At 65.5% G+C, this 11,611-nt stretch carries 13 protein-coding genes; 6 read left to right on the top strand and 7 right to left on the bottom strand.

What is annotated here, in order from left to right; translation table 11 throughout:
• Positions 1-16: 16 nt before the first annotated feature.
• The 3 genes from AC1RQK_RS29790 to AC1RQK_RS29780 all read right to left on the bottom strand — a co-directional run bounded on the left by AC1RQK_RS29790 (position 17) and on the right by AC1RQK_RS29780 (position 1,359).
• Positions 17-313, bottom strand: a complete 297-nt coding sequence (locus tag AC1RQK_RS29790; RefSeq protein ID WP_492374305.1) for a hypothetical protein — start codon at positions 311-313, stop codon at positions 17-19.
• Between the two features lie 172 nt (positions 314-485).
• Entirely contained in the window at positions 486-689 is a 204-nt protein-coding gene (locus tag AC1RQK_RS29785) for a CsbD family protein (protein ID WP_150989795.1), read from the bottom strand.
• An 88-nt stretch (positions 690-777) separates the two neighbouring features.
• Positions 778-1,359, bottom strand: coding sequence for a hypothetical protein (locus AC1RQK_RS29780; protein ID WP_492374304.1), 582 nt, complete (start codon positions 1,357-1,359; stop codon positions 778-780).
• A 255-nt stretch (positions 1,360-1,614) separates the two neighbouring features.
• Here AC1RQK_RS29780 and AC1RQK_RS29775 point away from each other — a divergent pair, with 255 nt between their 5' ends.
• Complete coding sequence (locus AC1RQK_RS29775) at positions 1,615-2,166, top strand: YcnI family copper-binding membrane protein (protein WP_492812870.1); 552 nt, start codon at positions 1,615-1,617, stop codon at positions 2,164-2,166.
• A gap of 88 nt (positions 2,167-2,254) precedes the next feature.
• Here the strand turns inward: AC1RQK_RS29775 and hslU are convergent, their stop codons facing one another.
• The 4 genes from hslU to AC1RQK_RS29755 all read right to left on the bottom strand — a co-directional run bounded on the left by hslU (position 2,255) and on the right by AC1RQK_RS29755 (position 6,683).
• Complete coding sequence (gene hslU, locus AC1RQK_RS29770) at positions 2,255-3,586, bottom strand: ATP-dependent protease ATPase subunit HslU (RefSeq protein WP_150989789.1); 1,332 nt, start codon at positions 3,584-3,586, stop codon at positions 2,255-2,257.
• 92 nt (positions 3,587-3,678) lie between these two features.
• On the bottom strand, positions 3,679-4,215 hold the full coding sequence (gene hslV / locus AC1RQK_RS29765; RefSeq protein WP_006162714.1) for an ATP-dependent protease subunit HslV: 537 nt from the start codon (positions 4,213-4,215) through the stop codon (positions 3,679-3,681).
• 242 nt (positions 4,216-4,457) lie between these two features.
• A complete protein-coding gene (locus tag AC1RQK_RS29760; protein WP_492374302.1) occupies positions 4,458-5,444 on the bottom strand; it encodes a tripartite tricarboxylate transporter substrate-binding protein in 987 nt (328 codons plus the stop codon).
• A 339-nt stretch (positions 5,445-5,783) separates the two neighbouring features.
• On the bottom strand, positions 5,784-6,683 hold the full coding sequence (locus AC1RQK_RS29755) for an alpha/beta fold hydrolase (protein WP_492812867.1): 900 nt from the start codon (positions 6,681-6,683) through the stop codon (positions 5,784-5,786).
• Positions 6,684-6,830: 147 nt separating this feature from the next.
• Here AC1RQK_RS29755 and AC1RQK_RS29750 point away from each other — a divergent pair, with 147 nt between their 5' ends.
• The 5 genes from AC1RQK_RS29750 to AC1RQK_RS29730 all read left to right on the top strand — a co-directional run bounded on the left by AC1RQK_RS29750 (position 6,831) and on the right by AC1RQK_RS29730 (position 11,582).
• The gene (locus tag AC1RQK_RS29750) at positions 6,831-7,352 is read left to right on the top strand and encodes a Fur family transcriptional regulator (RefSeq protein ID WP_492374300.1); all 522 of its coding nucleotides are present in this window, start codon (positions 6,831-6,833) and stop codon (positions 7,350-7,352) included.
• A 101-nt stretch (positions 7,353-7,453) separates the two neighbouring features.
• A complete protein-coding gene (locus AC1RQK_RS29745; protein WP_492812865.1) occupies positions 7,454-8,551 on the top strand; it encodes a CobW family GTP-binding protein in 1,098 nt (365 codons plus the stop codon).
• Positions 8,552-9,142: 591 nt separating this feature from the next.
• Positions 9,143-9,562, top strand: coding sequence for an RNA polymerase-binding protein DksA (gene dksA / locus AC1RQK_RS29740; RefSeq protein ID WP_006164034.1), 420 nt, complete (start codon positions 9,143-9,145; stop codon positions 9,560-9,562).
• Positions 9,563-9,829: 267 nt separating this feature from the next.
• Positions 9,830-11,125, top strand: a complete 1,296-nt coding sequence (gene zigA, locus AC1RQK_RS29735) for a zinc metallochaperone GTPase ZigA (RefSeq protein WP_492812862.1) — start codon at positions 9,830-9,832, stop codon at positions 11,123-11,125.
• Positions 11,115-11,582 (top strand): hypothetical protein, encoded by a 468-nt coding sequence (locus AC1RQK_RS29730; RefSeq protein WP_492374297.1) that lies wholly within the window; start codon positions 11,115-11,117, stop codon positions 11,580-11,582. Before zigA ends, AC1RQK_RS29730 begins: the two co-directional genes overlap by 11 nt.
• Positions 11,583-11,611: the final 29 nt, after the last annotated feature.

Raw genomic sequence — 11,611 nt, 5'->3', positions numbered from 1 at the left:
CCGCGAATCCGCAAGCTCAGAGGCGCAACTGCACGTAGTCCCAGTCCAGGTCCTCTTCCTGCCCGGCGGCTTGCTCGGCAATGCGCAGCGCGTCGCTGGCATGGCGGTCGGCACGCGAGCCGAGATCGCCGGCCTGCACGGCCAGTTCCACCGCGGCTTGCGGCGTGGTGCCGGCCAACACGGCGGGCTTCGCCACCACTGGCGCGCTCGCCTGGCGATGTACGGGCGCGGCCTCCGGGCGCACGCAGAGAAAGACAGTGGCCGCGGCAAGGCCGCAAAGTACGCCGAACGAGGACAGTAGCTCGCGTTTCATTTCGTTTCTCCTGCCAGGTTGGTGGTTGGGGATGCGGGTGCTAATCGGCCGGCTACGATCCTTCGATCGTGCCGGCCGCCACTTTGGCATTGCATCGCAACACGCACCAGCGTGCTTACGAATGCTTACCTGTCTTACGCTTCTCTTTACCAGCGTGTCTTATCCGGGTCTCTTACCAGCGTGAATCACGCTCCCACGCTTTCATTTCCTCTTCCACGCGCTCCTTGGTGTAGCCATAGCGCTCCTGGATCCGGCCGGCAAGCTGATCGCGCTTGCCCTGGATCTGGGTAAGGTCGTCGTCTGTGAGCTGACCCCACTTTTCCTTGACCTTGCCCTTGGCCTGGTCCCATTTGCCTGCGATTTGATCCCAATTCATGGTCGCTTCCTCTATCGTGGATGTCGTGGATGGGTGACGTGCCGACTTGGCGTGCTGGCTCAACCTGCTGAGCCAGCGCGCAGGCCAGTTACTTGGCGTACTTGGTCTTCACGTCAGCCAGGCACTTGTCCTTGGCGTCGCCGGACAGTGCATCGCACTTTTGCTTGTCAGCCTTGTAGGCGGCGTCCATGGTGTCCTTCTTGGCGTCGGCGCGCGCTTCGGCGACGTCGGTGCTGGTGCCGGTGGCGGCAGCCTTCTCGACCTTGGCCGAACCCAAGGCCCGCTCGTGGGCAAGCTTGGCTTCCTTCACGCACACATCCTTGTCATTGCCCTTGGCGTCGTCGCATTTTTCCTTGGCCACGCTGTAGTCGGCATCGGCCTTGACCTTGTCCGCCTTGGCGCGCGCCTTGGCGGTGCCATCGCGGGTCGCTTCGGCGTTAGCCTTGGCCACGTCCTCGTCGCGCTTGGCTTCCTTCACGCACACGTCCTTGGCGTTGTCCTTGAGGCTGTCGCACTGGGCGCGCGCGGCCTTGTAGTTGGCGCTGGCGGTCTTCACGGCCGCGTCGTAGTCCGCTTTGGAACCCGCGGGTGCGGCATGCGCCAGCGTGAAGGCCGCAGGGCCGGCAAACATCATCGAACACACTGCTGCGCTCAGCCATTTCTTCATCATGTCGTGCTCCTTTTTCAGTGGCGGATATTGTGGAGGGCAGTCTCGCTCTTGGCCTATGCCGGGTGCGATCCGCGTTTGCCCACACCGTAAGTACAGAGTACGCATGGGCGCCTCCGACAATCAGGCGTGACGCTCCGAAAGCCGCGTAAGACAATTCCGACATGATTTCCGGGGCACACGACGCCTGCGGCCCTGCGCCGCAGGGCCGCAGGCGTCCTTCGGCGCTAGACTGACGCGCTTTCCAGGAGAATCCACATGACCGCATCCCGCCTGCTGCCCGCAGTGACCATCGCGCTGGCCTCGCTTGGCGCAAGCTGGACGCCCGCCGCGTTCGCGCACATCGTGTTCGAGCAAAAGGCCGCGACGGCAGGCAGCTACTTCAAAGGCGCGCTGATGGTGGGGCATGGCTGCAACGGCAGCGCCACCCGCGCCATCACCGTGACCATCCCGGAAGGCGTGCAAGGCGCCCATCCGCAGCCCAAGGCAGGCTGGCAACTGGAAGTGAAACGCGCGCCGCTGGCCAAGCCCTACACCTCGCACGGCAAGACCGTGAGCGAGGACGTGCGCACGCTGCGCTGGTTTGCCGGCTCGCTGGCCGACGCGCATTTCGATGAGTTCGTGATGCTGATGAAGCTGCCCGAGCAGGCCGGCAAGCTGTATTTCCCGGTGGTGCAGGAATGCGAGGACGGGCGCACCGAATGGACGCAGATCCCCGCGGATGGCCAGAGCCTGCGCGAGCTGAAGACGCCGGCGGCAGCGCTGGAGCTGACCGCGCCGATGCCGGCGGGGCATGCGCACGCGCACTGAGCGGGCGTATTGCAAAACGACAAAGGGCGCACCGAAGTGCGCCCTTTGTCGTCTGGATCGTCTGGATGCCGCTGAACCGGGCTAAGGCTTACAGCACGTAGCGCGACAGGTCTTCGTTGCCGGCCAGGTCGCCCAGGCGCTCATCCACATAGGCCGCGTCGATGGTGACCGTCTCGCCCGATGACTTGGTGGCATGGAAGGACAGGTCCTCCAGCAGCCGCTCCATCACCGTGTACAAGCGGCGTGCGCCGATGTTCTCGACCTTCTCGTTGACCGAGAAAGCGATCTCGGCCAGGCGGCGGATGCCATCCGGCGCGAACACCAGCTGCACCTGCTCGGTGTTCAGCAGCGCCTGGTATTGCTTGGTCAGGCTGGCGTCGGTCTGCGTCAGGATGGCCTCGAAGTCGGAGACCGACAGCGATTCCAGCTCGACGCGAATCGGGAAGCGGCCTTGCAGCTCGGGGATCAGGTCGCTCGGCTTGGACAAGTGGAAGGCGCCCGAGGCAATGAACAGGATGTGATCGGTCTTGATCATGCCGTACTTGGTGTTCACCGTGGTGCCCTCGACCAGCGGCAGCAGGTCGCGCTGCACGCCCTGGCGCGACACTTCCGCACCGCCCACGTCGCTGCGGCTGGCGATCTTGTCGATCTCGTCCAGGAACACGATGCCGTTCTGCTCGACGTTGGCGACAGCCTTGTGCTTGACCTCTTCGTCATTGAGCAGCTTGGCGGCTTCCTCGTCGATCAACAGCTTGAAGGCTTCGTGTACCTTCATCTTGCGGCGTGCCTTCTTGCCCTGGCCCAGGCCGGCAAACATGGTGCGGATCTGCTCGGTCATGTCTTCCATGCCCGGAGGACCCATGATGTCCATGTTCGGCGAGCCGGCGGCAACCTCAAGCTCGATCTCCTTGTCGTCGAGCTGGCCTTCGCGCAGCTTCTTGCGGAAGACCTGGCGCGTATTGGAATCCTTTTCCTCGGGCTGATTGAAGCCGATATCGCGCGGCGGCGGCAGCAGCACGTCGAGCAGGCGGTCCTCGGCGGCTTCCTCGGCCTTGGCGCGCACCTTCTTCATTTCGGATTCGCGCGCCTGCTTGACCGCCATCTCCGCGAGGTCGCGCACGATGGTGTCCACGTCGCGGCCCACGTAGCCCACCTCGGTAAACTTGGTGGCCTCGATCTTGATGAACGGCGCATCGGCCAGCTTGGCCAGGCGGCGAGCGATCTCGGTCTTGCCGACGCCGGTCGGCCCGATCATCAGGATGTTCTTGGGCGTGATTTCCTGGCGCAGGGGTTCTTCCACCTGCTGGCGGCGCCAGCGATTGCGCAGCGCAACCGCTACCGCCTTCTTGGCCTTGTTCTGGCCGATGATGTGCTTGTCGAGTTCGGAAACAATTTCCGACGGGGTCATGGTATGCGACATGGTATCCGTTCAGAGGAAGACGACGGACCGGAGCGGTGCGGCATCCGGGCCCAGGCGGCCACGCAACAGGTCATTGCGCGGCCGGCCGACGCTCATTCCAGCGTCTCGATGACGAAATTGGTGTTGGTGTAGATGCAGAGCTCGCCGGCAATGCCCAGCGACTTCTCGACGATGTCCTTGGGCGAAAGCTCGGTGTTCTCCACCAGCGCCTTGGCGGCCGACTGGGCATAAGCGCCGCCCGAGCCGATCGCGGCCACGCCGCCTTCGGGGTCGAGCACATCGCCGTTGCCGGTGATCACCAGCGTGGTGTCGCGGTCGGCGGTGATCAGCATGGCCTCGAGCCGGCGCAGCGCGCGGTCCGAGCGCCAGTCCTTGGCGAGGTCGACGGCGGCGCGGGTCAGGTTGCCCTGGTACTTCTCCAGCTTGGCTTCGAAGCGGTCAAGCAGCGAGAAGGCATCGGCAGTGCTGCCGGCGAAGCCAACCAGTACCTTGCCGTTGTAGATGCGGCGGACCTTGCGTGCCGTGCCCTTCATCACAATATTGCCGAGTGTGACCTGGCCGTCACCGCCGACTGCAACCTGGTTGCCGCGCCGGACGCTGACGATGGTAGTGCCGTGATACTGTTCCATGATGGCTTCGCGAGAATGTGTCAGGGAGGTAGGTGGCGACGGCTGCGGTGAATTCAAGGGCCGGCGCAAGCGGCTCTGCGTGCGCATCCGTTGCCGCACCGAAGGCAACCAGAACAATATAGACGAGGCGGCGTTGGCTGCGCGCGGCCAACGCCGCTGGAAGACAAAAGGCCACGCATTGCGCGTGGCCTTTTCACCATCCGCGGGCGGGTGCCGGCGGACGAACCGGATCTTGCGTCTGGTCAGTCTGCGTAGACGCCGGCCTTCTTGATCACCGGGCTCCACTTGCCGATTTCCCCGGCCAGGAAGACCTTCAGCGATTCCGGCGTGGCGCGCTGCGCGGGCACGGCTTCGGCGCCCAGCTCAGCCATCTTGGCGCGGAAGTTGGGGTCCGTCACTGCTTTTTGCAGCGCTGCCGAGAGCTTGTCCACCACCGGCTTGGGCGTGCCCTTGGGCGCGTACATGGCGTGCCAGATCTTCACTTCGACGCCCGGCAGGCCTTGCTCGGCGGCCGTCGGGATGTCCTTGAAGGCTTCCACGCGGCGGCTCTGCATGGCGGCGTACGGCTTGAGCGCGCCCGCCTTGAGCTGGCCGGCGATATTGGTGGTCTGGTCGCACATCAGGTTGACCTGGCCGCCCAGGATATCGGTCAGCGCCGGCGCCGTGCCCTTGTAGGGCACCGTGGTCAGGTCGGTCTGGATCGCGCTCAGGAACAGCAGGCCGCACAGGTGCGAGGCCGAGCCGATGCCAGCGTTGGCCAGCGACAGCTTGCTGGCATTGGCTTTGATATAGGGCAGCAGTTCCTTGAAGCTGGCGGGCGGCAGGTTCTTGTTGCCAATCATCACCATCGGCACGTCGGCGATCTCGCCCACGGTTTCGAAGTCCTTGAGCGGATCGAAGCCGAGGTTGCGGTACAGCGCCGGCGCGGTGGACATGCCGATATGGTGGATCAGGATGGTGTAGCCATCACCCTTGGCCTGCGCAACCTTCTTGGCACCGATGGTGCCGCCAGCGCCGCCCAGATTCTCGATCACCATCGTGGTACCCAGGTGCTTGGACATGATCATGACCAGCTCGCGCGAGACCTTGTCGGTTGGGCCGCCCGCGGCAAAAGGCACCACCACCGATACCGGCTTGCTGCCGGGGAATTCCTCTGCTTGCGCGCCCGCATGCACTCCCATCACGCCGACCGTCAGCGCGGCAGCCACAAACTGTGCAACTCGTTTCATGCTATCTCCTGGATACCCTGCTATTCCCGTCCCGACACTGCCCCGGCCGGAGTGGCGCGCCCTGTCGGGCGCTGCCATTCCTGCGCTGCCGGCCCGATCCGGGCGGCAGCGCCGACCATGACGCGGGCACAGCGCATACGGCCGCGGCGGCTTGGGCCGCGCGACCGGAGCGCAATGCTATCAATGTCGAAAAGTGGCAAATATCCGGAATAACCCGCTAAGACATTTCTTCGCAAAGGTGCGCTAAATGTATCGAACTCGACGCAGCCTGCGGGAATCGGTGCGCAACGGGAGAACCACAGGAGACCAACGGAAGCTCAACAGAAGATCAACAGAAGATCAACGGAAGAAGCCGAGCATTTCCTCCTGCAGCACCCCCGGCGCCTCCTCCGGGATGTAATGCCCGCAGGGCACCGCGCGGCCGCTGACCTCGCCCGCCACCTCCTGCCACAGCGACAATGGCTCGAAACAACGCGCCACCACGCCATGCTCGCCCCACAGCACGCGCAGCGGGCAATCCAGCCGGCGGCCATCGGCGCGGTCCGCCCGGTCATGGTCCAGGTCGATGGTGGCTGCCGCGCGGTAGTCCTCGCACATGGCGTGCACGTGGGCCGGATCGCGCATGGCGGCGGTGTAGGCGGCCATCGCCTCGGGCGCGAACGGGCTCAGCCCGGCGTGGCGCAGGCCCATCAGCTTGTTGAGATAGAACTCGGGCTCCGCGTTGATCAGCGTTTCCGGGAATGGCGCCGGCTGGATCAGGAAGAACCAGTGCCAGTAGGCGGCGGCAAATGCCATGCTGGTGCGTTCGTACATGGCCAGCGTGGGAGCAATGTCCAGCAGCATGGCGCGCGTGACCCGGCCGGGATGGTCCGCGATCAGCCTATGCGCCACGCGCGCGCCGCGGTCGTGGGCGCATAGCGCAAAGTGGTCGAAACCCAGCTGCGCCATCACCGCCACCTGGTCCTGCGCCATCGCGCGCTTGCTGTAGGTTTCAAAGCCGGCCTTGCCCGGCGGCGCGCTGCTGCTCCCATAGCCGCGCAGGTCGGTGGCGATCACGGTGAAGTGGTCGGCCAGCGCGGGTGCCGCCTTGTGCCAGATCAGGTGGCTCTGGGGATGGCCATGCAGCAGCAACAGCGGCGGCCCGGAGCCGCCGCGCACGCCGGCGATCTCCAGGTCGCCGATGTGCAGGCGAAAGGGCTCGAAATTGGGGAACAGCAGGGCGCTGGCGTCGTTCTGCATGTAGTGTCTCCTCGGGTCTCGGGGGCCTGCTGGCGATGATAGACGCAAACCGCTGGCGCGACGGCGCGCGGGCCGAGGACGGCCGCCAGGGTGCCGAGTTGACGCAACTGAATTGCATCACCCGGGGCGCTATGGTTAAATCGGTCCATGAGCAGCAGCCCCTCCCCCACCCAGGCCATGCCTGGATCCGCCATGCCCCCCGCGCCGGCCACCCTGGACGCAGCCCACGAACGCCTGCGCGAGCTGGGTGCGCGTGTGACCCAACCGCGCCTTGGCATCCTGGCCTGCCTGATGGAAAGCCACGAGCCGCTGACCCACCAGGCCGTGATCGACCGCATGCCGGCCGATGGCGAAGCGATCGACCGCGTGACCGTGTACCGCGTGCTCGACTGGCTGGTCGAGCAAGGGCTGGCCCAGAAACGGGCCGGCCACGACCGGGTCTTCCGCTTCAGCCTGGTCGAGCATGAGGCCGCGCGCGCGCAGGTGCACCGGCAGCACAGCCACTTCCATTGCAACCGCTGCGACCGCACCTTCTGCCTGGACGGCGTCAGCGCGCCGGCGCAAGCCGCGCCCAAGGTGCCGAGCGGCTTTGCCGTGGAGCATGTGGAGCTGACCGTGAACGGCGTTTGCGCCGAATGCGGCGCACGCACCCCTGGCAAGCATGGCTGAGCGGCGTCACCGCCCGCTCGCTAGATAAACGAACAAGTTACCCAAACCCGACTTACCCCGCGCACGACAGGCCAAAGCGGCATCCCTTCCCGGAGAAAACAATGTCCAAACTGATCCCGGTCACGATCCTGACCGGCTTCCTCGGCAGCGGCAAGACCACCCTGCTCAAGCGCATCCTGAGCGAGCAGCACGGCATGAAGATCGCCGTGATCGAAAACGAGTTCGGCGAAGAGAACATCGACAACGAGATCCTGGTGCAGGATGGCCGCGAGCAGATCGTGCAGATGAGCAACGGCTGCATCTGCTGCACCATCCGCGGCGACCTGGTGGCGGCGCTGTCCCAGCTGATGACCCGCCGCGACGCCGGCGAGATCGATTTCGACCGCGTCGTGATCGAAACCACGGGCGTGGCCAATCCGGGCCCGGTGGCCCAGACCTTCTTCATGGACGACGAGATCGCCCAGCGCTACCTGCTGGACGCCGTGATCACCCTGGTGGACGCCAAGCACGCCAACCATCAGCTCGACAAGCAGGAAGAAGCGCAGCGCCAGGTGGGCTTTGCCGACGCCATCTTCGTCACCAAGGCCGACCTGGTGCCGGAAGGCGAGATCGCCGACCTGCGCCACCGCCTGCTGCACATGAACCCGCGCGCGCCCGTGCGCACGGCGCATTTCGGCGAAGCGCCGATCGACACAATCTTTGACCTTCGGGGCTTCAACCTGAACGAAAAGCTGGAAATCGACCCGGATTTCCTGCGTGCCGAGGCCGAAGAGCATGATCACGACCATGCGCACGAGCACGCTCACGGCGACCACTGCGCCGATGACTGCGGCCACGATCATCATGACCAGCACGGTCACGGCCATGATCACAAGCACGACCACCACCATCACCACCACCACACCGACCGCATCGGCTCGTTCGTCTTCCGTAGCGAAAAACCCTTCAATTACGCCAAGCTGGAGGAATTCCTGTCTGGCATCCTGTCGGTCTACGGGGAAAACCTGCTGCGCTACAAAGGCGTACTCTATATGGACGCGGTGGACCGGAAAGTGGTCTTCCAGGGCGTGCATCAGCTGATGGGCAGCGATATTGGCGCAAAATGGGGCGATGAAACCCCCGGCACCAAGATGGTCTTCATTGGCGTGGACCTGCCCAAGGACGCCATCCTGAAGGGCCTGGCCACCTGCCTGGCCTGAAGCCGGCAGGCAGCGCCGCCCGCCCTGCCGCCCCCCCCTCGTCGGAGGGGGGCCGGGATATCAGGGAAAACTCCCCGCTTTTCTCCCATATCTCCAAATTTTTTGTTCAAGTACAATAGGCTGGATTTAGTGCGGGTAACGTAGCCTTTTGTCTTTTGGCCATTTGGTCATTTGGCGATGGTGCCCGCAATGCAGGGCGGCGGTCGTCGTCAGCATGAGGCGGGCTGCCGGCAGGTGCGGTCGCAGTGCTTTATGCGGAGACCGCCCTCCGCTTGGGGCACCCGTCACGCGCCGTCATCGATCGACGCGAGAGAGAGGTGTCCCATGGTAGCCGCAACGAAAACGAAACAAAGCCGCAGCAAAAGCAGCAGCGCTGCGGCCGAGACGCTGAAGGCGCAGTCCATGGAGGCTGCGCCTGCTCCCCGCGGCAGTACGGCGCACGCCGGTGCGGGCGAGGCCAAGGGAGGCACGCACAGCAGCCAGTCTGCAGCCAGCCAGAGCGAAACCTCCGCGCCGCGCAAGCGGCCGGACACTGCACCCGAGCGGACCAAGACGCCGCCGGTCGCACCAACAAGAGAATCAGCAGCAACCATGAGCAGCAATAAACTTCTGACTGAAGCTGAAATCCTGAAGATGGGCGACAAGGATTACATGAACGAAGCGCAGCTTGGCTTCTTCAAACATCGCCTTGAGCAGCTGCGCGACGATATCCTGAAAAACGCCGACCAGACCACCGAGCACCTGCGCGAAACGGTCATCGTGCCGGATCCGGCGGACCGCGCCACCATCGAGGAAGAGCACGCGCTGGAACTGCGCACGCGCGACCGCGAGCGCAAGCTGCTCAAGAAGGTCGAGCAATCGCTGGCCCGCATCGAGTCCGGCGACTACGGCTGGTGCGAGGAAACCGGCGAGCCGATCGGCGTGCCGCGCCTGCTGGCCCGGCCCACCGCCACGCTGTCGCTGGAAGCCCAGCAACGCCGCGAACTGCGCCAGAAGCTGTTCGGCGACTGATTCCGCGACTGCCCGGGGCTTGTCGCCCCGCGCGCCAGACGGCCCGGTTCTCCGGGCCGTTTTGTTTGAGCGGCACGACACCGGCAGGCATCGCCTGCCATTCATCATTCGCCTTTGTGGTGTCACAGGCACGGGCCTATCATTAGGAACGGCGGGATTCGTGCGGCCATCGCGCGCCCCGAATTGCCTGCTTTCCCCCTTGCTTTCTGATACAGTCGCAACTTTGTTGCAATAACACGCGCCCCAACCCCGGCGCGACTCGATGCCATGGCCGATCGCCTGCCCGTCACCGTGCTGTCCGGATTCCTCGGTGCCGGCAAGACAACCCTGCTCAATCATGTCCTGGCCAACCGCGAAGGCAAGCGGGTGGCCGTGATCGTCAACGACCTGGCCGACGTCAACATCGACGCCCGCCTGCTTGGCGATGGCATGTTGGCGCAGGCTGGCGAGCGCCTGATCGAGCTGACCAATGGCTGCATCTGCTGCACGCTGCGCGAGGATCTGCTGACCGAGATCGGCAAGCTGGCGCGCGAGGGCCGCTTCGATTACCTGCTGGTCGAGTCGACCGGGGTCGCCGAGCCGCTGCCCATCGCGGAGACCTTTACCTTCGAGGATGAGCAAGGCGTGGCGCTGGACACCGTCGCCCGCCTGGATACCATGGTGACGGTCGTCGATGCCGCGCACTTCCTGCAAGACTTCAACGAAGCCGACTTCCTCCAGGACCGTGGCCAGGCGCGCGACGAGGACGACGACCGCACGGTGGTCGACCTGCTGATCGAGCAGGTCGAGTTCTGCGACGTGATCGTGCTCAACAAGCTCGACCTCGTCAGCGAGGCCGAGTGTGAGCGCCTCGCCGGCATCCTGCATTCGCTCAACCCGCGCGCGGCCATCGTGCCGGCCAGCTTTGGCAAGGTACCGCTGGACAGCATCCTCGACACCGGCCGCTTCGACTTCGACGCCGCCGCCGCCGCCCCGGGCTGGCTGGCGGAACTGCGCGGCGAACACGTGCCGGAGAGCGAGGCCTACGGCATCGGCAGCTTCGTCTACCGCCGCCGCCGCCCCTTCCATCCGCAGCGCTTCGCCGAGCTGATCCACACCGAGTGGCTGCGCGAGCATGGCAATGTGCTGCGCTCCAAGGGCTTCTTCTGGCTGGCCACGCGCATGCACGCAGCCGGCACCTGGGGCCAGGCAGGCGGCGTGTGCCGCCACGGCGGCGCCGGCGCCTGGTGGGCCGCGCTGGATTCGTCCGAATGGCCGGAAGACGAAGCAGGCCGCGCCGAGCTCGAAGCCGATATGACGGTGGATGGCAAACCCGCGCCATTTGGCGACCGGCGCCAGGAACTGGTGCTGATCGGCCAGGACCTTGACCGCCCCACGCTCGAAGCGCTGCTGGACGCCTGCCTGCTGACCGACGCGGAAATGGCTGCTGGCCCGGATGCCTGGGCGCAGTACGCCGACCCGTTCCCGAGCTGGGACGACGGCCTGGACGATGACGGCCACGAGCATGGCGACGACTGCGGTTGCGATGACCCTGGCCACGATCACGGCGGCCATGGCCACTGAGGCCGTTCGGCCCTGGCAGCGCCTGCAGCGCCGGCGCGAGCGCGGCCTCGGCCTGTGGCCGGCGCTCTGGCTGGCGCTGTGCCTGCTGCTGGCCCAGCATGCCGGACTGACACACCGTATTCATCACGGTGGGCTGTTCAGCCCGACGCTACAGGCCGCCGCCGGCAATGGCGAGGCTGCCCTGCCTGTTACCGGCGCCAACGACAACGAGATCCAGGTCACCGATAGCGCCCGGGCAGATCCCGACCTGCCGCTCTCGCTCAAGCTGGCGGGGCACTTCTGCGTCTTGTTCGACGGCGCCACCGTGGCCGCCAGCCATTGCGGCACGCCGGCCATGCCGGCGCTCACGCACCTGCAGTCGCCGGTGCCGTTCAGCGTGGGCTGGCGCCGGCCCGACCTGCAACATCCCCAGCCTTTCCGCTCGCGCGCCCCTCCGGCCGTTCACGCTCTCGCCTGAAACCCGGGCCGCGGTTGCCAAGCCGCCGC

The organism is Cupriavidus sp. GW822-FHT02D05 (assembly GCF_058802485.1).
Note: the sequence above shows the minus strand (reverse complement) of the source record. Positions and strands in the feature narration are given on the sequence as shown.

Bases quoted from the DNA above. Each gene is read 5' to 3' on its own strand.
- AC1RQK_RS29790 (WP_492374305.1), bottom strand. From the start codon at position 313: ATGAAACGCGAGCTACTGTCCTCGTTCGGCGTACTTTGCGGCCTTGCC.
- AC1RQK_RS29785 (WP_150989795.1), bottom strand. From the start codon at position 689: ATGAATTGGGATCAAATCGCAGGCAAATGGGACCAGGCCAAGGGCAAG.
- AC1RQK_RS29780 (WP_492374304.1), bottom strand. From the start codon at position 1,359: ATGATGAAGAAATGGCTGAGCGCAGCAGTGTGTTCGATGATGTTTGCC.
- AC1RQK_RS29775 (WP_492812870.1), top strand. From the start codon at position 1,615: ATGACCGCATCCCGCCTGCTGCCCGCAGTGACCATCGCGCTGGCCTCG.
- hslU (WP_150989789.1), bottom strand. From the start codon at position 3,586: ATGTCGCATACCATGACCCCGTCGGAAATTGTTTCCGAACTCGACAAG.
- hslV (WP_006162714.1), bottom strand. From the start codon at position 4,215: ATGGAACAGTATCACGGCACTACCATCGTCAGCGTCCGGCGCGGCAAC.
- AC1RQK_RS29760 (WP_492374302.1), bottom strand. From the start codon at position 5,444: ATGAAACGAGTTGCACAGTTTGTGGCTGCCGCGCTGACGGTCGGCGTG.
- AC1RQK_RS29755 (WP_492812867.1), bottom strand. From the start codon at position 6,683: ATGCAGAACGACGCCAGCGCCCTGCTGTTCCCCAATTTCGAGCCCTTT.
- AC1RQK_RS29750 (WP_492374300.1), top strand. From the start codon at position 6,831: ATGAGCAGCAGCCCCTCCCCCACCCAGGCCATGCCTGGATCCGCCATG.
- AC1RQK_RS29745 (WP_492812865.1), top strand. From the start codon at position 7,454: ATGTCCAAACTGATCCCGGTCACGATCCTGACCGGCTTCCTCGGCAGC.
- dksA (WP_006164034.1), top strand. From the start codon at position 9,143: ATGAGCAGCAATAAACTTCTGACTGAAGCTGAAATCCTGAAGATGGGC.
- zigA (WP_492812862.1), top strand. From the start codon at position 9,830: ATGGCCGATCGCCTGCCCGTCACCGTGCTGTCCGGATTCCTCGGTGCC.
- AC1RQK_RS29730 (WP_492374297.1), top strand. From the start codon at position 11,115: ATGGCCACTGAGGCCGTTCGGCCCTGGCAGCGCCTGCAGCGCCGGCGC.